This is a genomic window from Pseudomonas sp. LS-2, from assembly GCF_003605735.1.
GTDB lineage: Bacteria > Pseudomonadota > Gammaproteobacteria > Pseudomonadales > Pseudomonadaceae > Aquipseudomonas.
In genome coordinates, this window is record NZ_QXTJ01000039.1 from 298,190 (window position 1) to 319,005 (window position 20,816).

The following is a 20,816-nucleotide window of genomic DNA, read 5'->3' on the forward strand; positions in this document are numbered from 1 at the left end:
ACGTTTTTGGTTGCTGGGTGAATGCCTGAAAAAAAACTTCGTCCTGAAGGTTTGAGACAGTCACGTTCGGCAACTCGGCGAACTCGCTTTGTAACTGTGCCTTGGGCAGCAACTCTTCGAGAATCTCATTACTTTCTATGTCGATATGCAATGTGAAGTTGACGTTCGGGCTCAGCCTCATATTCGACTTCATCGTCTCGATCAACTCGGCACGGGGAAGCCTGTCCCCCAGCGATATCTGATGAACTGAAAGCTCGATCGCCTGAGGCTGCTCAGGGTAACCAGGCAAAACCGGAAATTTGTACGTTTCAGAACTTACGCCCAAGTTGAGCCGCTTCCGGACTCTGAGATAGTCTTTCTCGCGGCCCCTTTTCCAGCTCCCCTTGTTGTCACGCCAATAGAACTCATAGTCACTTCTTTGCCAACACCCCCGGTCTGCGTCGTAACGAACCCGGATTTTTTCTCCTTTGTATCGAAGGCAATACTGGTCGGCCGGTTTGTAGTCGTCGTCAAAGCCTGACTGCACCTCTATTCCGTCCATGGGAATTTCAATGGTGGTGGGGCTGTGTTGGCCCGGCGCCAGAACAATGCCCGGCTTTGATGCCCCTGGCAGCGAATCAAGCCCGGATGATGCGTCAGCAAGGCTTTCCCCCCCTCGCAGCCCCGGCCTGATGTCGATATCGGAGTAGTACCCTTTTACAGGCTTTACGTATGGGCCATGGATTTCCAATTCGTCCGCGCACGTGGGGTCAGGCGAAACTATTCGGTACTGCCCAACAGACTCCACTCGTTCAACACGATAGACCTTGGCATGAACCCGCGCAAAGCAATGCGAGCCCCCCGTTTCGCTATTGTTGGCGGTATAAACAGCACCAAAATCGTCGACCGACCACTCGCCCGCTGCGCCGGGAGGCGGCAAGGAGCCGGTGTATTCGAACTTCGCAAGCTCAGCCCTCAGTTCTAGCGTCAACGAACGCAGCCCTTCAGGCTCGACCCCAAAGGCAACTGCGCTGTCGAAGGTCGATTGGCGATGAGCCTGGTCCGCCAGCCTCGACTGCTCTTCCTGATCGAGTCGTGACTGCCGTTCTTCCGATGTTTCGGCGGCACGCTCCAGCGCGTCTTCATTGCGGGCATCTTGCGACTGAGCATGCAAGGTCAGATCAGCCGCTCGCTCTTCAGCGCTGCGTGCGCCGACCATCTGCCCGACCTCGTCAGCAGCGCCCGGTGCCAGACCGTCTCCCGCCCGTGCCGCCAACCCGGCGATCGCCGAACCGCCCTCAATCGCAATGATTGGCCCGGCGTTCAGCACACCAAACACGATCCTGCCGATCCCGTCCTCTTTTTCATTTTCGGTTCGGCCTTCCACCACCTCATCGACACCCATGCCTATCAGCGCCAAAGACATCGCCACCAAAGGAATCCACAAAACGGGCGCCACCATCGCGATTACCCCCGTGGCGAGGATCGCATTGGTCAGCATCTGCGAGGCCATTTCCTTGTTGTAATCAGCCTGGCTGTGTATGAGCTGCTTGCCGTCGGAGGCAAGACGGTCCTGCAGGTTTGCTTTGAAATGGGAGAAGGGCCAAGGAGTTATCGCGGCTCCCAAGTTTATTTCCCTGTCCGGCCACCAGTGTCCCGTTGCATCGTTTAGCCGGTCGGGATGCGCCGCCAAGCCTGCAAGGGCCGTGTGCAACCCGCTCAGGAACGCACCGTCGGGATTGTCCTCCGCTCGGAAATGAGTCTCCAGGGACTTCCTGCGACGCGAGTCCTTGCATTGCAAAACGATCCAGTCACGCAGCGCAGATATGCCATCGAAACCGTGAAGCGGCGACGAGTTGCCGGGGATGTACACGACGAGCCGGTCGGTATACTCATCCTGAATGACAATGATATCGGTCGCGACATAGCGATAGAGAATGAGCTCCCGAAATGTGATGCGCGAGGACATCGGAGCATGCGTGAAGTGCTCCAGCGTCAGGGTTTCCCAGGCCTGATCAGGCTCGAGCCCTGTGGAACGCAGGACCAACCCCTTGTCCTGGGCGCTCAAGGTGCCTTCTGAATGCTGCACATAGGCCGACTCGAGCACCGCCGCCTTGATAAGCAGGTTGTAATCCTCACCGTGAAGCTCCCAGAAGCTGTTCAGCGATTTCAGATAATGCGCCTGCAAATCCGCGTCCCACACAAATTGCTTGAAAACGACGGGATCGATTGGCACATGCGTCGAAGGATCAAACCGCTGAGGTGAGGTCTTGCGGTAAATCGCTTCATAGGCGAAGCAATCAGCGAGCGGCAGCGGCGTCTGGGAAATGCGGGAGTAATAGCCTCCCTGCCTGTATTCACGTGGATGGCCAAGATGATCAAAAAACTGGCCATTGCCTTTTTGCTGCCAATTGCGCAGCAAGGCATCGGTCAGCGTCATTGAAAAAGCGATGTTCGCCCGCTGTGGCGCTGTATCTATCTCGTAGATGTAAAGAGTGACGAGCAGTAATTCGTCCGGGTCGCAATCTTCGTGCAAATGCTGTTGAACGAACCCTTTGACGCAGTCGCGTGCATAGGCATGTGGAGCTTCGTACACCACATGCTGATTTTTCAGCCATGTTTGCAGCAACAAATTTTCCGAGGGTACGCCCGCGACGGCTTGCCCGGCATCATCGACATAAGTAGCGGTTTCAGGGCCTACCTTAATGACCACGCTGTTTTCATGATCGCTTCTCGATATGCCACGTTCGGCCAGTTCCGTCGGCCTCGATTTCGCGCACGTTTCTTGCGCGCCAGAATTCGGATTGCCTTGGTGGGGGCGCAGGTCAGGTTTCTCATTCATATTCGACATCCTGTCGGTAAATGGAGCGTTCAGACTAAAGCTCCTCTTACCCTCGATGCGGTATCTATATATAGATCCGCAGCCGCCGTGTGACCAAGCGTGTAGGCAGTATGATCGGGCGCCTGGAGTGTCATCACGGCCACACGCCTGCGTCATAAGCTTTGACAGCCAGCCAATTCAACGGGTTAAATCCCTTGGCACGCGGACTGCATGGTCAGCCCGTGAATACGTTTACTTTTTGCTTTTGTCTGGAGTACCGCCCTTGGATGCCACGACCATCAACAGCCTGTTCCTGATCGGCGCGTTGCTGGTGGGTGCAAGTATTCTGGTCAGCTCGCTGTCGTCACGACTCGGCATCCCGATTCTGGTGATCATTCTGGCGGTCGGCATGGCCGCCGGGGTCGACGGCGGCGGCATCATCTTTGACAACTATCCAACGGCCTATCTGGTCGGCAACCTGGCGTTGGCAGTGATCCTGCTCGACGGTGGCCTGCGAACGCGTGTCGCCAGTTTCCGTGTGGCACTCTGGCCTGCGCTATCACTGGCGACGGTCGGGGTTCTGATCACCACCGGGCTGACCGGCATGATCGCCGCCTGGCTGTTTGATCTGAACATCATTCAGGGTTTGCTGATCGGCGCAATCGTCGGCTCCACGGACGCAGCGGCTGTGTTCTCGCTGCTCGGCGGCAAAGGCCTGAACGAACGGGTCACCGCCAGCCTGGAAATTGAATCCGGCAGTAACGATCCGATGGCAGTGTTCCTCACCGTCACTCTGATCGACATGCTCGCCAGCGGCCAGACCGGCCTGCACTGGAGCCTGCTCGGCCATCTGATTCAGGAGTTCGGGATTGGCGGCATCATCGGCCTGGGTGGTGGCTGGATGATGCTGCAACTGGTCAACCGCATCAATCTGGCAAACGGTCTGTATCCGATTCTGGTCATCGCGGGCGGTCTGGCCGTCTTTGCACTGACCAACGCCATTCATGGCAGCGGCTTCCTTGCGGTCTACCTCTGCGGCCTGGTGCTGGGCAACAAGCCGATCCGCAGCCGTCACGGCATCCTGCATATGCTTGATGGCATGGCCTGGCTGGCGCAGATCGGCATGTTTCTGGTGCTGGGCCTGCTGGTCACGCCTCACGATCTGCTGCCGATTGCCCTGCCGGCGCTGGGTCTGGCGTTGTGGATGATTCTGGTGGCGCGTCCTCTTTCGGTACTGGCCGGCCTGTTGCCGTTCCGCGTGTTCCACGGCCGCGAAAAAGCGTTCATTGCCTGGGTCGGCCTGCGGGGCGCTGTTCCGATCATTCTGGCGGTGTTCCCGCTGATGGCGGGGCTGCCCCACGCCCAGCTTTACTTCAACCTCGCATTCTTCATCGTTCTGGTCTCGCTGCTGGTCCAGGGCACAAGCCTGCCTTGGGTCGCCAAATGGTTGAAAGTGACGGTTCCGCCTGATCCCGCTCCGATCTCGCGCGCGGCGCTGGAAGTTCACGTGACCAGCGAATGGGAGCTGTTCGTTTACCGGCTCGGCGCAGAAAAATGGTGCATCGGCGCAGCGCTGCGTGAGCTGAAAATGCCGGAAGGCACGCGTATCGCAGCCCTTTTTCGGGGTCAGCAACTGCTCCATCCGTCGGGTAGTACGGTCCTTGAGACCGGCGATCTTCTGTGCGTCATCGGTCACGAGCATGACCTTCCGGCACTCGGCAAGCTCTTCAGTCAGGCACCTCAACGAGGTCTGGACCTGCGCTTCTTCGGTGACTTCGTCCTTGAGGGAGACGCTCAGCTCGGGGCTGTCGCGGCTTTGTACGGTCTGAAACTCGACGGCCTGGATTCGAACATGCCGCTGAGCCAGTTCATCATTCAGAAGAATCGCGGGGCGCCAATCGTCGGCGACCAGATCGAATGGAATGGAACTATTTGGACAGTTGCGGTTATGGAAGGGAACAAGATCCTTAAAGTGGGCGTCAGATTCCCCGAAGGAAGCCGCCCGGGTCCCGGGTTGTTCCTCTAAACTGCTCCTCTTTCTGATGTTTCGACCCGGTGTCTATGTTCACGCTGCGTACCTTTTTTGCCTCAGCCTTGCTGGGGCTTTGCCTTTCCAACGTCCCGGCCTTTGCCGCCGACACTTCTCCACCTTCCAGTGAAGCTGTCCAGCAGAGCCTGGACAAGATCGCCGACCGCAAACTGTCGCCCGATGACCAGAAAGCCCTGCAAGGGGTGCTGGAGCAGACGCTCGGGTTTCTCGCCAGTCAGAAGGACAACCAGAAGAAGCTGGAAGACCTGAAAAAGCAGTTGGCGGATGCGCCGAAGCAGACGCTCGAAAATCAGAAGGAATTGACGCGCCTCAAAGGCATACGCCAGATACCGGTTGCTCAGCGGTATGCCAACATGAGCGTGCCGCAGCTTGAGCAACTGCTCAGCGAACGCAGTGCGCAACAGGCCGATCTGCAGAAAGCCCTGAACGATGCCAACAGCCTGACCATTACTGCCCAGACCCGACCGGAGCGCGCGCAGGCCGAAATCAGCGCCAGTCAGACCCGCATCCAGACCATCAATGGCATCCTCAAGTCCGGCAAGGATGGGGGCAAGGCCATCGGCGCCGACCAGCGCAACCAGTTGAACGCCGAACTGGCGTCAATCAACGCGCTGATTGCCTTGCGTCGTCAGGAGCTGGCGGGCAACAGCCAACTGCAGGATCTGGGCGGCAGTCAGCATGATCTGTGGACCGAGAAGGTCACGCGTCAGGATCAGGAAATCCAGGACTTGCAGACCCTGATCAACGACAAGCGCCGCGCCCAGTCTCAGGAAACCGTGACGCAACTGTCGATCGAGGCGCAGAAGGCCGGCGGCAGCAGCTTGCTGGCCACCGAAAGTGCGGCCAACCTCAAGCTTTCCGACTACCTCCTGCGTGGCACGAATCGCCTCAACGAACTCACGCAGCAGAACCTCAAGACCAAGACTCAGCTCGACGCCATCACCCAGACGGATCAGGCGCTGGATGAGCAGATCAACGTGCTGAGCGGCAGCCTGCTGCTCTCCAAGATTCTTTACAAACAGAAGCAGGCGCTGCCCAAACTGAAACTCGACAGTGGTCTGGCCGATGAAATCGCCGACATTCGTCTGTATCAGTTCGAGGTCAATCAACAGCGCGAGCAGATGAGCAATCCGACCAACTACGTCGATACCCTGCTCGCCACGCAAAAGCCAGAGGACGTGACCCCGGCTCTGCGCAAGACCCTGTTGGATCTCGCAACGACGCGCACTGATCTGCTGGAGCGTCTGAACCGTGAACTGAGCGCGCTGCTCAACGAATCCATCACCTTGCAGCTCAACCAGAAACAACTGGTCAGTACCGCGATCAATCTGCGCCAGACCCTGGACGAGCAGATGTTCTGGATTCCCAGCAACAAGCCGCTGGATTTCGAGTGGTTCGAACGAGTCCAGCCGCGCCTGGTCAAACAGATCACCACCCTGCCATGGACCTCCAGCGTCACCGAACTGGCTGACGGGCTGACCCAGCGACCACTGATCTTCCTGCCACTGTTGCTGGTGATCGGTGCGCTTATGTGGAAGCGCAAGGCGCTGTACGACAAGCTCAACCGGCTGCATGCCGACATCGGGCACTTCAAGCGCGACCGCCAATGGCAGACACCGCTGGCCATCTTCATCAATATTCTGCTGGCGATGCCGTTGTCGCTCGCCTTGGCGTCGTGCGCGCTGGCTCTGCAGATCGATGCCCGCGAGCAGAACGTCAATCTGGGCGCAGCGCTGTTGCAGATCTCGCTGGCGTGGCTGGTGTTCTACACCGCGTATCGCATCCTGGCACCAGGCGGCGTAGCGCAATTGCACTTCCGCTGGGAAAAGCCACAGGTGGAATTCCTGCGCGGCTGGATTCGTCGTCTGGGTCTGGTGGTTCTGGCGCTGGTTACTGTGGTCGCGGTCGCTGAACACGAGCCCTCTGCCTTGGCCGATGACGTGATCGGCATTGCGGTGGTGCTGACTTGTTACGCGATGATGACCTGGCTGCTGGCGCGCCTGCTCCTCACCAGCCCCACTCACCAGAACGCTTCGTTGTTCCGTCGCGCAGTGGGCCTTGCGTTCACCGCTTTGCCTGTTGCGCTGTTCGTTGCCGTGTGTTTTGGGTACTACTACACCGCGCTGAAACTCAGCGACCGGCTGATCGACACCCTTTACGTGCTGATGATGTGGCTGGTGATCGAAGCTGCCTTCGTTCGCGGCCTGGGCGTTGCGGCGCGACGTCTGGCGTATCAGCGGGCGTTGAGCAAACGTCAGGCCGCCAAAGAGGCGGGCGACGGCGAAATACCGGTGGAGGAACCGACGCTCGACATCGAGCAGGTCAACCAGCAATCGCTGAGGCTGATTCGCCTGGTGCTGCTGGCCGGCTTCGTCGGTGCCCTGTACTTCGTCTGGGCCGACCTGATCACCGTGTTCTCGTACCTGGACAACATCACGCTGTACGAATACACCAGCGGCACTGGCGCCAATATGAGCATGGTGCCGATCAGCCTCGGCGACCTCATCGGCGCGCTGGTGATCATCGGCATCACCTTCGTGCTGGCGGGCAACCTGCCCGGCCTGCTGGAAGTGCTCGTGCTGTCGAAACTGAACCTCAAACAGGGCAGTTCCTACGCCACCACCACATTGCTGTCTTACACCATCGCCGGGGTTGGTTTCGTCTCGACGTTATCGGCGCTGGGGGTCAGCTGGGACAAACTGCAGTGGCTCGTGGCGGCGCTGTCGGTGGGTCTGGGTTTCGGCATGCAGGAAATTTTCGCCAACTTCATCTCCGGCATCATGATCCTGTTCGAGCGCCCGGTGCGCATCGGCGACACGATCACCATCGGCAATCTGTCGGGTACGGTGAGCAAGATCCGCATTCGTGCGACCACCATCACCGACTTCGACCGCAAGGACATCATTGTCCCGAACAAGACGTTCATCACCGGGCAACTGATCAACTGGTCGTTGACCGACACCATCACCCGCGTGACCCTGAAACTGGGGGTGGATTACGGCTCCGATCTGGATCTGGTGCGCACGCTGTTGCTCAAGGCTGCGCGGGACAACCCTCGCGTCCTGAAAGAGCCTGAACCGATCGTCTACTTCCTGAACTTCGGCGAGAGCACACTGGATCACGAGTTGCGCATGCACGTGCGCGACCTCGGCGACCGCAACCCGGTGCTCGACGAGATCAACCGCTTCATCAACAAGGAATTCAAGAAGCAGAAGATCAACATCTCGTTCCGGCAGATGGAGGTTTACCTCAAGAACATGCAGGGGCAGGAGTACAAGATGGTGCCGATCGAGCCAGAGCAGAAGAGCATCGCCGCGCCGGCCGCCGTTCCGGCTGCGCCCAAGGATGTACCGGAGCCGCCGGACGTGAAACTCGACTGACCCGGCAAATCCCAGCAGAATGATCGGACATTCTGCTGGAGGCATCCCTTGAAAGCCCTCGACGAGCTGACCTTCGATAACCGCTTCGCCCGCCTGGGCGACGCGTTTTCCACGTCCGTGCTGCCCGAGCCCATTGCCGAACCACGCCTGGTGGTCGCCAGTGATGCAGCGCTCGCCTTGCTGGATCTGGACCCGACGCAGGCCCAGGAGCCGGTGTTCGCCGAGCTGTTCAGCGGCCACAAGCTGTGGGCCGAAGCCGATCCGCGGGCCATGGTCTATTCAGGGCATCAGTTCGGCGCCTACAACCCGCGCCTGGGTGACGGACGTGGCTTGTTGCTCGGCGAGGTCTATAACGAAGCGGGCGAGCATTGGGACTTGCACCTCAAAGGCGCCGGTCAGACACCTTATTCACGAATGGGTGACGGGCGCGCGGTACTGCGTTCCTCGATCCGCGAGTTTCTCGCCTCCGAAGCGCTGCATGCCCTGGGCATTCCCACCAGTCGCGCCGGTTGCGTGATCGGGTCCACGACACCGGTCTGGCGCGAGACCCAGGAGCGCGCGGCGATGGTGCTGCGTCTGGCGCAAAGTCATGTGCGCTTCGGCAGCCTCGAATATTTCTTCTACACCCAGCAGAACGATCAGCTCAAAGAGCTGGCAGACCATGTGCTGTCGCTTCACTACGCCGAGTGCCTGGAGCAGCCGGAGCCGTATCTGGCGATGTTCAGCACCATCGTCGAACGTCAGGCCGAGCTGATCGCCAAGTGGCAGGCGTATGGGTTCTGCCACGGCGTGATGAACACCGACAACATGTCGATTCTGGGCATCACCTTCGACTTCGGTCCGTTCGCGTTCCTCGATGACTTCGATCAGCATTTCGTCTGCAATCATTCCGACCACGAAGGCCGCTACTCCTTCAGCAATCAGGTGCCCATCGGCCAGTGGAACCTCAGCGCGCTGGCACAGGCGCTGACCCCGTTCATCAGCGTCGAGGCCTTGCGCGAGGCACTGGGCCTGTTCCTGCCGCTGTATCAGGCGCACTACCTGGACCTGATGCGTCGTCGACTGGGCTTCACCACCGCAGAAGAAGAGGACGCCGACCTCATCGCCCGCCTGTTGCAACTGATGCAGAACAGCGGCGTCGACTACAGCCTGTTCTTCCGCCGACTGGGTGAGGAATCAGCCGAAATTGCCGTCAGCCGCCTGCGTGACGACTTCGTGGACATGCTGGGCTTCGACGCCTGGGCCCAGGCCTACAAGGCGCGTATCGGCCGCGACCCGGAAACCCGCCAGGACGAACGCCGCACGCGAATGAACGCCGTCAATCCGCTCTACATCCTGCGCAACTACCTGGCCCAGCGTGCCATCGAAGCCGCCGAGCAAGGCGACTACAGCGAAGTGCGCCGCCTGCACCAAGTGCTGTGCAAGCCGTTCGAAGAACAGGCCGGGATGGAAAGTTACGCACAGCGTCCGCCGGACTGGGGCAAGCATCTGGAGATTAGTTGTTCGTCGTGATTGAGGAAGCCGCCCCGCTGGCTAGGGTAGCGAGTGACTCATTGTCAGCTCCTTCATCTCTAGGGCCATTTGGTTTTTTTGATCGGAGCATGATTTCAAGCAATTCAAAAAGGGCAAATAGCTTGTCGTTGCCCTTGACACCCTCTTGTTTTTCGTTGATCCGAGCCTCCAATTTCATCTCGTAATCGTCGGGATATTGCGCCTGTTCAATTGCCGACAGGCTGCGGTAGTGAGACAGCACTTCGCGGCAGAATCCGGGCCGGTTAACAATGTTTTCGGCAGCCTCCTGGTCATAGATACGCATGACCCGCTTATTCCATTGCGACTCAATATCACTGACGGCATAGAACGCCGCTCTACGCTCATTGATGGTGTAAGGACCGGTTTCATCATAGGCAATCAGGTTGAGCTGATCCCTCGTGAGGCCCGCAAATGGATTTCTAACACTGCGATTATGCTGGTCGGATCTCATTACATAGTCAGTAGCTAACCGAGCACGCTCCAAGAGTTCCGGGTCGCTGGTGTCCGGCCGTTCCTCATTGTGCAGGTGTTTGGCGGACTGATAGACATCACCGAATATCTGGTTGATGAGTCTTTCTGCCTCTACGCCCAAGTGCTCACGAGTCAGTGTTCTGTCGCGAGCGTCGGCACGTACGGAACTTTCCCCGAGCTGTCTGGACAATATCGACAACGGTGACGAAGAATTGGACGATATCGCGACAGGTAGCTTTGTTAGAGACAAGTCGCTCCCTGAAACTCTATTGGCCGAAGTGAGCAAAAAGCGATCAGCTGAAACATTATTAATCATTGATTTATTCTCGACTGTAAACACCCCGACCCGCACCCACATGGCAGGTCGGGGATGTAACCGCTATCGCATGATGAAATCAACCGACCAATCATGCGTCCTTACGTCAGTTGATGTAATTCTAATGTCGCAACGCGCGCCACCGCCGGGCTCCGCGCTTTTATTCCATCTAGGGACACCTCCACTTCGTCCCGGTAGTTTCACGTAGCTTGTCTTGAACTTGCAGACCTTATTTCCCATGCGGTACTGGAAAACAGCCGATGTCACGTCGGCAGACAATCCACCCTTCACCGAATAGCTATTGGTTTCACCAGCGCGGATATTTAACAATGGTTTGGGAACTGCTTCGGCGTAGCTATATGCACTGCTGCCTGCTATGTCATAGACGGCTCCCATGGCCCCATTATTTTTGAACGTTATTTTTACTTGCGGCCCAGCTTGCACGGCACCCGCGAAAGCAAGACCCAGTAAGACCGCACCCAGACTTAACGATTTTACACATCTCATTTGAAACACTCTGTTGACTAGACCTACAACCTACCTAATCAGGCATGAGCGCTCGTCGCAACTGTTCGAACGAATAGCTCTTTTGAACACAGACGTTAAACAAGGTCACTTCAAAATGAAGATTCGCCCTTGAGCCAGCCATCATTCAAATTTAAAAATGGTTATGCGCCTATAAGCAGGGCAAACGGAAATCATGATGATTCGTTGTTGATAGATTCTTTTTTTACAGTTTGCGTCGCCACGGTAGGCGTCAACGTTTTGAGAGCTGACGCTTCTTTTTTTAATAACGCTTCAGTCCACGTCGTGGGCACCGGCGACGTGCGCGAGGTGAATTTTTTCGTCCACCCAACGTTGGATGGGTCGACCTTGTCCTTACGGGTGTCGACGATACCGGCGAGGATGTCGTACAGCGTCAGCTTGCGGTCCGCGGCCTGTCGACTCGAAGTGCCGAGCAGGTTTGGCAGGGTCTGGTCAGCCTTGATTTTCGCTTTGAGGGTGGCTTCGGCGTCCTGAGGATAATCGACGGCTTTCTCGATCGCCGGCAGCGACTCGAAGTAACTGAGGGCTTCGCTGTAGAACTTCGACGCCTTGCCGGTGCGAGTCTGCTCGATGATGCCTTCGGGGATCGCGACCTTGCGCCATGCGTCATCCATCTTCTGCACGCCCTGGTAGGCGGCGCGTCGCTCATTGAGCGTGAAGATGCCACTGTCGTCGTAGGCGATGTGATTCAACTGTTCACGGGAGAATTTCTCGAACGGACTCTTCGTATTCTGGTGCCCCGCCAGGGTCTGGGTCACGAAAGCTGTGGCTTCCCGCGCACGATCCAGCAATTCGGGATTGGTCGTATGCGGGACTTCCATGGCCCGGGTGAAACTGTTGGCTTTCGGTGATTCGATCAGAAACTCATTGATGCGATTAAGGCCATATTTGCCAAGCTCTGCATGGGTCATGACCGCGTCACGCTTCGCCGCACGCGCCGCTGCGTCGTTCAACTGGCCTGCGAGCGTAGAAAAAGTCGCCTTGTCGGCCGCAGCTTTTGCAGTTTTGTCCACAGGTGGTTTTTCGCCGTCTTCAAACTTGTCGGTCGCGGCAGGCGCTGGTGTTCTACTCGAAACGATGGCCGAAACTGCAGCCTGTATGTGATTGATCATCGGCGCTCCCAGGCAACGGAATGGACAGGGCCGATGCATCCGGGTGTGGAGAAGTCGCCCCTGATCAGAGGCTAACGAGAGGGTAGGATGGTGGACAGTTACCCGAATGGGGTGCTCTTAGGCACGAAAGCTGAAACATCAAATCTCCAAAGCCGGCACCTAGGGGGCCGCAGCAGACCTGAATAGATAATGAACGCTATTACACCCGTTCGGAAAAACCTGACTGTAGTCACAACGCTTGATAAAACCCGGCCCAGCCTCCACTTACCGATCATTAGCCTCTTTCCCGGTGACTATCATGTCCGACGCCCTGCTCATCCCCTGCCCTCACTGCAATGGTCTTAACCGAATTCCCTCCGACCGGCTCGGTGATCAGCCCAAATGCGGACGGTGCAAGCAGCCGGTGTTGCTGAGCAAGCCGTTCAATCTGACGCAAGGCGATTACGCCAGTCAGATCAAGGGGGATCTGCCGCTGCTGGTGGATGTCTGGGCGGACTGGTGCGGACCATGCAAATCCTTCGCCCCGACGTTCGAACAAGCCGCTGCGCAGCTCAGCGGGCGGGTGCGCTTGGCCAAGCTGGACAGTGAAGCCAATCAGCAACTTTCGGCGCAGCTTGGCATTCGCTCGATCCCCAGCCTGATCCTGTTCAAGAACGGTCGCGAAGTGGCGCGACAGAGCGGTGCCCTGCCACTCCAGCAATTGACCGCCTGGTTGGCAAGCCAGGGCATCTGACAGCCGCTTCGCCAGCGCCCTAAGCCCTCGGCAGCCAGCGACGTAGGGATCTTCTGAAACTGCTGACTGGCCCGCTCGCCATCGATATCAACATCTAGGATGGGCCTCTATCACCGGCATCCTGGAGCAGTGATCGATGACAAATGTGATCCGAGAGGGCGATTCAACCACAACGGGCGGAACGGTTTTAAGCACGTCAGGCACTCAGACCTGGGAGGATCGGCGCCTTGCGCGGATGGGGGACCCGGTGTGGTGCCCGACATGCCAGAAGGTGGGTTTTATCGCTGAGGGCAATCCCACCTTCATCGATCATCTGATGGCGGTCGCGACCCACGGCCAGGCAGTGCGGTGTGGGTGTCCGGCGGGAAACAACCGTTTGATCGCCAGTCAGGATCATCTGAACGCCGACATGAAGGCGACCATCGGAATTCCCAAGGACCAGGCGCGAAAAGCACGCAAACGCGCCAGGCAACTCAGAAAACGCTGGGCCGAGGAAGACCCTATGTAGCCGCATGGCTGACTGGCGGATCTATCGGGCCGCCAGCCATCCGCACCGCTGATCGGAGGCCGTCACACTCAATGCGCCGTCTTGCTCTCCAGCAAATGGTGCAATTCGACGAACTGCTGGCTGAGCTTGTGCCGCGCATCGAGGTGTATCAGGGGCATGTTGGCCTGATGCGATTCACGCATTTTCACCGAACTGTTCAGGTAAACCGGTAGTACCGGCAACCCTTCGGCGATCAGTTCATCAAGGATCTGCTGCGGCAGACTGGCCCGGGACTGAAACTGGTTGACGATGATGCCTTCTACTTCCAGGTCTTCGTTGTGGTCCTCTTTCAGCTCATCGATTTCCTTGAGCAGCCCGTACAGGGCCTGGCGGGAGAAGCTGTCGCAGTCGAAGGGAATCAATACGCGATCAGCCGCGATCAGTGCCGACACCGCATAAAAATTCAGCGCTGGAGGGGTATCGAGATAAATCCGGTCGTAGTCCTCATCCAGCTCTTCGAGCAACTTGCGCAGCTTGTTGATCTTGTGTTTGGCTTCCAGCTTGGGCTGCAGGTCCGCGAGCTCGGCGGTTGCCGTGACGACATGAAGATTGTCGAAAGGGGTTTCGTAGATATCGACCTGGTTCTTTTTCGAAAATGGCCCGGACGACAGGCTCTGCTTGAAAAAATCTGCAATGCCCATGGGAATCTCTTCGCCCGTCAGGCCAGTGAGATACTGCGTCGAGTTGGCCTGAGCGTCGAGGTCGATCAAGAGGGTTCTGTAACCCTCATGGGCACTGACCGCCGCCAGATTGCACGCGATGCTCGATTTGCCAACGCCGCCTTTCTGATTGAACACCACACGCCGCATTTGAAAACTCCCTGTTGCTGTCCTGCAGAGAAGGGTCGCCAAGCGACCCGATGAATGGTCCCGAGTCTAGGCAATTGGGATCTTTAGGGCGAGTCTCTCGGAAAAATCAGACGACTGGACTAAGAGCCCCGACCTAATCGGCCTGATGCATCCTAAACAAAGTGTTCGCTGCCACTCAGGTCAGCGCCGCCGAGCTGAAGCTGTTGTCCTGCGTACTGATCGTTGTGCTGCTGATCCTGCCGTTCAGCCTACGGGGAACGCTGCGCGTCGATGCCGATCCTCTGAGCCTCAAGCTCAGCGGCGAAAAAGCGGCACGTCGCCACCTGGCGGTCGAGTTGATCGGCAGCGATTGCGCGGCTTTAAAGCTGGCGGATGCCAGCGTCGACATGGTCTTCTGTCACCAGACATTCCATCATCTGGTCGAGCAGGAAAAAGCCCTTGCCGAGTTCCACCGAGTGCTCAAGCCGGGCGGCTACCTGCTGTTCGCCGAATCCACCGAGGCCTACATCGATACCTGGGTGATCCGCTGGTTCTTCCGCCATCCGATGCATGTGCAGAAGAGCGCGGCGCAATATCTGGACATGCTGCGCGCAGAAGGTTTTCAATTTGCCGTACAGAACGTGTCCTACCCCTATCTGTGGTGGAGCCGTGCCACAGACTTCGGCCTGCTGGAGCGTTTGAAACTGGTCAAACCCAAGCCCTTTGGCGAACGTGAAGAGACGCTGATCAACGTCGTCGCACGTAAACCGCTGCTGGCACCCTTTGAAGGTGAAAATCGATGATCCGTGCACTTCTGCTGGCTTGCGTGTTGCTGCTGAGCGCCTGCACCAGCCATGCGCCATTACCCGCGCAAATTCCGCACATCAAGTTCCCGCAACAACTGCACGTTCAGCGCGAGCAGGATGGCAAGCGCCAGGACTGGCTGCTGGTGGTTCAGAAGGAGCGTCATGGCCTGCGCTGGTCCTTGATGGATCCGCTGGGGATCCCACTGGCGCGTCAGACCCTGCAAGAGGACACCTGGAAAGCGGACGGCTTGCTGCCACCCAATCCCGAAGCCCGAGAGCTGTTCGCTGCCGTACTGTTCGCCCTTACCTCAGAGAAAGAAGTGCGCTTCGACTACCCCGGCGTGGTGCTATTGCCCCATGGCAGAACGCTCGACGATCGCTGGCAGGTTGATTACGCCTCTGAAGGCATCTTTCGTATCACGCTGGAGAGCGGCGAACTGAAATACGTCGTCAGCCCGCTCCAGGGCAAGGCTTCGAAATGATGGCCTACCTCAATGCACGGGGCGTGATCCTGGGCACCAGCACTTCTGGGATCGACGAGGCCAGTCGCGGAATCGCCCGCTCTCTGCAAGATGAAGCGTTTCCCTCGAGCTACGACTATCGCCAGCAGGAACTCGGCGCCCGTGCCAACTTCCTCGCGGCGTGGCTGGGCCTCGGCGGCCGATCTACGTGATTTCCACCGCCTGCACTCCCAGCGCCTGCGCGTTGCTCAGCGCCCGGCGCCTGCTCGACATGAACCTGTACGCGTAAGTTTGAGTGCAACGTTGAGCACTTAGCCGTGGGCAGCGAACTGCTCATCCACGCCCAACGCTCCTTGCAGGACGACAGCGGCATGGGGTGTTCGAGTGCCATCTCACTGGTCCCGACATTCAGGCCAGCGCCCGTCTCAACGTTTATTGTCCGCCGCAATCGGCAGGCTATCTGGCCGAAGGAGCCGCACATGACTGAATCAATCCTGGTCACCGGCTCCAGCCGTGGCATCGGCCGCGCCATCGCTCTGCGTCTAACGCGGGCCGGTTACGACATCGTGCTGCACTGCCGCAGCGGTCGCACCGAGGCCCAAGCCGTACAAGCCGAGACTCAAGCGCTAGGCCAGCAAGCGCGTGTGCTGAAGTTCGACGTTGCCGACCGTGCCTGCAAGGAAATCCTGGAAGCCGACGTGGAAACCCACGGCGCCTATTACGGCGTGGTGTGCAACGCAGGTCTGACCCGCACTGCTCGACGCAGGTTTGCTGAATGACCCATCCAAAAACGCTCTCCCCCGAAAACACCGAATGTCAGCGGGCCCTTCCCTGACTACGTACAAACCTCATCAAATATCTGACAAATACGTAGGAAACTTCTGTTCATTCCAATTCGCGTTGTATCTCCAACGAATGTCTGATTGTATAAATCAAGCCTAATCTTTAACCTCTACAGACTCACGCGATAAAGATTAACGGCAATCCTTAACATTCAGCATGGACTCTGTTAATGAACGGTATCAAACTTCCAAATATTAATATCACCGCAACCTCACCTCACCGCCGACCTGGTAACAAAGGAAATTCCGGCGGTCCAGCCTTCCCTCCGCATGTTCGCAGAGGCTCTGCTGCAATCCAGCGATCTAAGTTTTATCTGGAGGGGAACTGGCAGGGAATGATCAACGCTTTGCTGGAGCAACAATCAGCTAACCCTCAATTGGCCGGCGCATTGAAAGAGGACTTAATCGCTGCACATCATGCAGATCAATACATGTGCATTAATCCTAACGCCACGCCAGCGGATGCCTGGCTTCAAGGATTAAACAAGGCGAGCGTGCGAGGTGAACCTATCAATGTGACCGAAGGCGAGCTGTCTGGAGGCATATTCTCTCCCATGAAGGCGCTGGCGCATGCTTTATCTGGCGAGGGCACCCCATTACGGGTCAGCATTGCGAACATCGGCATTCAGCCTACGCCCTCAAAGCTCCCTGGGCTGAAGGCAATGATTGACAATGCTCGAATAGGCAGTTCGCCAATATACATTGAGAAAATTCCATATAACACCGCAATCGATTCTGCAATTACGGGAGCTTACTTGGGCAATATCACGCTTAAAATCACCGGTGTTGTCCATAAACATGACAATCAGCACTTTACCTTCACCGGAGAAGCCAGGGCTTACCACGACACCTATGACGCCAACGCTTCCACGCACCGATCATGGCTGGCCGAATCAGCAACATCAGCTCTCAACATGATCATGCAAAGCGAACAATCAAAATCTTACGAGATTAGTATCTCTGGCGCTCTTCCGTTGAATCACGCTCAGTAATCAGTTGGCCCATTTGCGTAGCAGATGGGCTGATCTCACACAATTAACGCTCTATGAAAGAGGCGATCCTGTGAACAGGCCCTACCTAAAACATCCGCTGATCGTTGCTGTCCTTATCCTCGGTTGCTGGCTTTCACTCTTACTGCCCGCCTATCACGTAGCGCAACAACATCAGGATTATGACACCGCAGAAGCTGTATTGGACTATTCCAAGTATCTGATTGTAGCGCTTGCCCTCTCCGGCGTTTGCCTGATACCTATAATTATCAGTGGCGCCTATCTGCTTCTGAAGCGGCAGATCAGTTTCACGTCAATCGACAGGTATATTTTATTTATTACGTATCTACCAACGTTTGGTCTGACAACCTTCAATCTTTACATTGCCGCAGACGGCTTATCCAATTTCCTGATCTTCATCGTCCCCGCGACCTCGCACCTATTGCTGCTGGGTTATTTGACACTCGGCTTTCCCCGAAAAACACTTACCAGCCCTAGGCTCACCCCGCCTTGCGCGTCACCAGCTCCACGAATGCCTTGGCCATGAGCGATTTCTGATCCCTGCGCTGCACCAGCCACACCGCCGAGGTTGCCTCCGGATCCAGCAGGGTGCGATAGACCACACCCTCGATGCGCATCCGCTGATAGGACGCTGGCAACACCGTCACGCCAAGCCCTGCCGCCACCAGGCCGATGATGGTCATTGCCTCGCCCGCTTCCTGAGTGAACATTGGACTAAAGCCCGCCTCCCGCGCCAGGCTCAGCAACTGCGCGTACAAACCGCTGCCATATGTGCGAGGGAAAAATACGAAAGGTTCGGTCGCCAGGTCTTTCAGGTACATCCCCTTTTCGCTGCCTGATGCCAAGGGGTGATCGGAACGAAACACCGCCACCAATGGCTCGCGGAGCAACTCTACCGCCACCAATGAATCCGGCAACGGCAATGGGCGCATGATGCCGACCTGCATCGACTCTTCTTCCAGTCGCTCAGCGACCTCTTTGCTGCTCATCTCCTGCAACGCCAGATGCACGGCGGGATAACGCTGTCGGAAGGCGAAAATCGCTTGGGGAATGCTGGAAGTAAACGGCGCCGAAGCGGTGAAGCCAATCTTCAATTCCCCTAACTCGCCTAATTGCGCACGACGGGCCACGTCGGACGCTTTTTCGACTTGTGCCAAAACCAGCCGTGCTTCGTCGAGGAACAGTCTGCCGGCCTCGCTCAGTTCGACTCGTCGGTTAGTGCGTTCGAAAAGGCGCGCGCCGAGCTCTTGTTCCAGCGCCTGTATCTGCTGGCTCAGCGGCGGTTGGGAGATGCCCAGTGACTCCGCAGCGCGTCCAAAATGCAGTTCTTCAGCGACCGCGATGAAGTAGCGAAGATGACGTAATTCCATGGACTTCTCATTAGGTCGCAAAACCTATCAAACAGGTCGAACAATATATTGGAAGGAATCGTTAGCTGGCTATATTCTTTTTCACACCGCCGCCCCGCTCCTCCGAGGTTCACCGTGAATACTGCTGCAACCCCCGCCGCGTCTGAGTCCGAGATGATCGAAGCCGCTATCCCGCTGGGTGATACCTACATCGAGAAAGACACGCCCGCTTTTATTCGTACCGTGCTCGCGCTGTTTTCCGGCGGCTTCGCCACGTTTGCCCTGCTCTATTGCGTACAACCGATGATGCCGGTGCTTTCTCGAGAGTTCTCCATCAATGCCGCGCAAAGCAGCTTGATCCTGTCGGTAGCCACCGCCATGCTCGCCATCGGCCTGCTGATCACCGGGCCGATTTCCGACCGCCTTGGCCGCAAGCCGGTGATGGTCTTTTCGTTGTTCTCCGCCGCCATTTTCACTATTGCCAGCGCCGTCATGCCTACGTGGGAAGGCGTTCTGGTGACACGCGCATTCGTCGGGCTTTCGTTGAGTGGCCTGGCGGCTGTCGCGATGACCTACCTGAGCGAAGAGATTCATCCCCAACACATCGGCCTGGCCATGGGGCTGTACATCGGTGGCAATGCCATCGGCGGCATGAGCGGCCGGTTGATCACAGGCGTATTGAGCGACTACGTCACTTGGCACACCGCGCTGTCGATCATGGGGCTGATCGCTCTCGCAGCCGCCTGCGTGTTCTGGAAGATTCTGCCGCCTTCGCGCAACTTCCGCGCCCGCCCCCTCAATGCCCGAAGCCTTTTGGACGGCTTTGTCCTGCAGTTCCGAGACGCCGGTCTTCCGCTGTTGTTTCTCGAAGGCTTCCTGCTGATGGGCGCTTTCGTCACCCTGTTCAACTACATTGGCTATCGACTGCTGGCCGATCCCTACAATCTGAGTCAGGCCGTGGTAGGACTGTTCTCGGTGGNAGCTCGGGCGCCGCAATGTGTTGTGGGCCGTGATCGTGCTGATGCTGGCCGGGCTGGCGCTGACCATGTTCACTCCGTTGGCGGTCGTGGTGATCGGCGTCCTGATGTTCACCTTCGGTTTCTTCGGCGCGCACTCGGTGGCCAGCAGCTGGATCGGCCGTCGCGCGATCAAGGCCAAGGGTCAGGCTTCTTCGTTGTACCTGTTCAGCTATTACGTCGGCTCCAGTGTTGCAGGCACCGGCGGCGGCGTGTTCTGGCACTACGCCGGATGGAACGGCATCGGCCTGTTCATCGGCGTGGTGCTGCTGGTCGCGTTGTGGGTCGCGCGCAAACTGGCGAAAGTGCCGCCGTTGGCGGCCAATGTTCAGATCTGAGTGTTCATCAATGAGCGTCCAGGCGATTCTGGCGCTCAATTGATCATCTCGCTTTGCAATGCAAATGACGACTATTGCTCAAACCACATTCGTTTCAAGACTGGATTCCCGCTCATCTGGTGCTTGATGACCGCTGCAGTATGCAGCGCAAGCAACGCCGCCAGTGCGATACAACTCCCGATGTGCAACCGGGTGAACCATTCATGCAGTTCAGGCTGAGTCAGCACCGGTCCGAAACGAACAAGGCCAAAAACATCGGCAGGCTCTTTCATCATGAGTACGCCAGTCAGCAATACCACGGCGGTCAGCACGTAAATAGCGCAGTGCGCGATACGCGCCAAGCGCTGTGAGGGGCTCGCTGCAAACGTCCGCCCCCCCGGTGAAGGCGAAAATGCCAACCAGGCTCTCAAGATAAACAGTGGAATAAACAAACTGGTGAGCGACACGTTGAAACTCGCGACACTGGATTTAAACGCATCATCAACGTCGACAACACTCAATAAACTTCCCGTCACCAGCGCCCACAAGATAACGGCTGCAGACAACCAATGAAGGACTATCTGCAACCGCGAATAAGAACAAGGCATTTCCATAGAGAACACTCCTGTTAAAAGGCGTCATAAAGTCGCTGCCGCGATGTTTTTTAACATCAGGAAATCAATGGGCATTTTTGTGATGGAGGCCCTTGCGCAAGGCAGAAGCCCGGGGAGGCGGATCA

The 20,816-nt window shown here is 57.4% G+C and carries 16 protein-coding genes and 4 pseudogenes; 14 read left to right on the forward strand and 6 right to left on the reverse strand.

Features of this window, described 5'->3' with window-relative positions:
- A partial coding sequence (locus D3M70_RS22600) for a dermonecrotic toxin domain-containing protein (protein ID WP_120127855.1) occupies positions 1-2,821 on the reverse strand: 2,821 nt, incomplete at its 3' end.
- A gap of 262 nt (positions 2,822-3,083) precedes the next feature.
- On the opposite strand from D3M70_RS22600, the gene D3M70_RS22605 reads away from it, so the two are divergent.
- Genes D3M70_RS22605 through selO form a run of 3 tightly spaced genes read left to right on the forward strand, consistent with a single transcriptional unit; the run spans position 3,084 to position 9,742 of the window.
- Positions 3,084-4,826, forward strand: coding sequence for a potassium/proton antiporter (locus tag D3M70_RS22605; RefSeq protein WP_120127856.1), 1,743 nt, complete (start codon positions 3,084-3,086; stop codon positions 4,824-4,826).
- A 35-nt stretch (positions 4,827-4,861) separates the two neighbouring features.
- Entirely contained in the window at positions 4,862-8,230 is a 3,369-nt protein-coding gene (gene mscK / locus D3M70_RS22610; RefSeq protein WP_120127857.1) for a mechanosensitive channel MscK, read from the forward strand.
- Between the two features lie 48 nt (positions 8,231-8,278).
- A complete protein-coding gene (gene selO, locus D3M70_RS22615; RefSeq protein ID WP_120127858.1) occupies positions 8,279-9,742 on the forward strand; it encodes a protein adenylyltransferase SelO in 1,464 nt (487 codons plus the stop codon).
- Here selO and D3M70_RS22620 read toward each other — a convergent pair.
- The gene (locus D3M70_RS22620; protein ID WP_133306508.1) at positions 9,726-10,550 is read right to left on the reverse strand and encodes a hypothetical protein; all 825 of its coding nucleotides are present in this window, start codon (positions 10,548-10,550) and stop codon (positions 9,726-9,728) included. The two genes, selO and D3M70_RS22620, sit on opposite strands and share 17 nt — an antisense overlap.
- A 698-nt stretch (positions 10,551-11,248) precedes the next feature.
- Complete coding sequence (locus D3M70_RS22625) at positions 11,249-12,208, reverse strand: hypothetical protein (protein WP_120127860.1); 960 nt, start codon at positions 12,206-12,208, stop codon at positions 11,249-11,251.
- Positions 12,209-12,506: 298 nt separating this feature from the next.
- Here D3M70_RS22625 and trxC point away from each other — a divergent pair, with 298 nt between their 5' ends.
- Positions 12,507-12,941, forward strand: coding sequence for a thioredoxin TrxC (gene trxC, locus D3M70_RS22630; RefSeq protein ID WP_120127861.1), 435 nt, complete (start codon positions 12,507-12,509; stop codon positions 12,939-12,941).
- Positions 12,942-13,077: 136 nt separating this feature from the next.
- Positions 13,078-13,449: a PAAR domain-containing protein gene (locus tag D3M70_RS22635; protein ID WP_120127862.1), complete on the forward strand. Its 372-nt coding sequence runs from the start codon at positions 13,078-13,080 to the stop codon at positions 13,447-13,449.
- Positions 13,450-13,517: 68 nt separating this feature from the next.
- Here D3M70_RS22635 and D3M70_RS22640 read toward each other — a convergent pair whose 3' ends face one another.
- A complete protein-coding gene (locus tag D3M70_RS22640) occupies positions 13,518-14,297 on the reverse strand; it encodes a ParA family protein (RefSeq protein WP_120127863.1) in 780 nt (259 codons plus the stop codon).
- Between the two features lie 215 nt (positions 14,298-14,512).
- On the opposite strand from D3M70_RS22640, the gene D3M70_RS22645 reads away from it, so the two are divergent.
- From D3M70_RS22645 to D3M70_RS31775, 7 genes and pseudogenes are all read left to right on the forward strand, one after another.
- Positions 14,513-15,079 (forward strand): class I SAM-dependent methyltransferase, encoded by a 567-nt coding sequence (locus D3M70_RS22645; RefSeq protein WP_256659978.1) that lies wholly within the window; start codon positions 14,513-14,515, stop codon positions 15,077-15,079.
- The gene (locus D3M70_RS22650; RefSeq protein WP_120127864.1) at positions 15,076-15,564 is read left to right on the forward strand and encodes a DUF3261 domain-containing protein; all 489 of its coding nucleotides are present in this window, start codon (positions 15,076-15,078) and stop codon (positions 15,562-15,564) included. The genes D3M70_RS22645 and D3M70_RS22650 overlap by 4 nt, the downstream gene beginning before the upstream one ends.
- A gap of 20 nt (positions 15,565-15,584) precedes the next feature.
- Positions 15,585-15,823: pseudogene (locus D3M70_RS22655) on the forward strand (beta-ketoacyl-[acyl-carrier-protein] synthase II); the annotation flags it as partial.
- A gap of 1 nt (position 15,824) precedes the next feature.
- Positions 15,825-16,030, forward strand: a pseudogene (locus D3M70_RS22660) (3-hydroxylacyl-ACP dehydratase); the annotation flags it as partial.
- Positions 16,023-16,322, forward strand: coding sequence for an SDR family NAD(P)-dependent oxidoreductase (locus D3M70_RS22665; protein WP_256659955.1), 300 nt, complete (start codon positions 16,023-16,025; stop codon positions 16,320-16,322). The pseudogene D3M70_RS22660 and the gene D3M70_RS22665, both read left to right, overlap by 8 nt.
- A gap of 233 nt (positions 16,323-16,555) precedes the next feature.
- Positions 16,556-17,377: a lipid II-degrading bacteriocin gene (locus tag D3M70_RS22670; protein ID WP_120127865.1), complete on the forward strand. Its 822-nt coding sequence runs from the start codon at positions 16,556-16,558 to the stop codon at positions 17,375-17,377.
- Between the two features lie 70 nt (positions 17,378-17,447).
- Positions 17,448-17,921 (forward strand): hypothetical protein, encoded by a 474-nt coding sequence (locus D3M70_RS31775; protein ID WP_133306509.1) that lies wholly within the window; start codon positions 17,448-17,450, stop codon positions 17,919-17,921.
- Here the strand turns inward: D3M70_RS31775 and D3M70_RS22675 are convergent.
- Complete coding sequence (locus D3M70_RS22675; protein ID WP_120127866.1) at positions 17,875-18,765, reverse strand: LysR family transcriptional regulator; 891 nt, start codon at positions 18,763-18,765, stop codon at positions 17,875-17,877. The two genes, D3M70_RS31775 and D3M70_RS22675, sit on opposite strands and share 47 nt — an antisense overlap.
- A gap of 213 nt (positions 18,766-18,978) precedes the next feature.
- Here D3M70_RS22675 and D3M70_RS33580 point away from each other — a divergent pair.
- Positions 18,979-19,723 (forward strand): annotated as a pseudogene (locus D3M70_RS33580) (MFS transporter); the annotation flags it as partial.
- 1 nt (position 19,724) lies between these two features.
- Positions 19,725-20,098 (forward strand): annotated as a pseudogene (locus D3M70_RS33585) (MFS transporter); the annotation flags it as partial.
- A 71-nt stretch (positions 20,099-20,169) separates the two neighbouring features.
- On the opposite strand, the gene D3M70_RS22685 reads toward D3M70_RS33585, so the two are convergent.
- A complete protein-coding gene (locus tag D3M70_RS22685) occupies positions 20,170-20,691 on the reverse strand; it encodes a cytochrome b (RefSeq protein WP_256659956.1) in 522 nt (173 codons plus the stop codon).
- Positions 20,692-20,816: the final 125 nt, after the last annotated feature.

What these genes read in the sequence shown, in the direction of transcription:
- mscK (WP_120127857.1), top strand. Translation starts at nt 4,862, where the DNA reads ATGTTCACGCTGCGTACCTTTTTTGCCTCAGCCTTGCTGGGGCTTTGC.
- D3M70_RS22620 (WP_133306508.1), bottom strand. Translation starts at nt 10,550, where the DNA reads ATGATTAATAATGTTTCAGCTGATCGCTTTTTGCTCACTTCGGCCAAT.
- D3M70_RS22625 (WP_120127860.1), bottom strand. Translation starts at nt 12,208, where the DNA reads ATGATCAATCACATACAGGCTGCAGTTTCGGCCATCGTTTCGAGTAGA.
- trxC (WP_120127861.1), top strand. Translation starts at nt 12,507, where the DNA reads ATGTCCGACGCCCTGCTCATCCCCTGCCCTCACTGCAATGGTCTTAAC.
- D3M70_RS22635 (WP_120127862.1), top strand. Translation starts at nt 13,078, where the DNA reads ATGACAAATGTGATCCGAGAGGGCGATTCAACCACAACGGGCGGAACG.
- D3M70_RS22640 (WP_120127863.1), bottom strand. Translation starts at nt 14,297, where the DNA reads ATGCGGCGTGTGGTGTTCAATCAGAAAGGCGGCGTTGGCAAATCGAGC.
- D3M70_RS22650 (WP_120127864.1), top strand. Translation starts at nt 15,076, where the DNA reads ATGATCCGTGCACTTCTGCTGGCTTGCGTGTTGCTGCTGAGCGCCTGC.
- D3M70_RS22665 (WP_256659955.1), top strand. Translation starts at nt 16,023, where the DNA reads ATGACTGAATCAATCCTGGTCACCGGCTCCAGCCGTGGCATCGGCCGC.
- D3M70_RS22670 (WP_120127865.1), top strand. Translation starts at nt 16,556, where the DNA reads ATGAACGGTATCAAACTTCCAAATATTAATATCACCGCAACCTCACCT.
- D3M70_RS22675 (WP_120127866.1), bottom strand. Translation starts at nt 18,765, where the DNA reads ATGGAATTACGTCATCTTCGCTACTTCATCGCGGTCGCTGAAGAACTG.
- D3M70_RS22685 (WP_256659956.1), bottom strand. Translation starts at nt 20,691, where the DNA reads ATGGAAATGCCTTGTTCTTATTCGCGGTTGCAGATAGTCCTTCATTGG.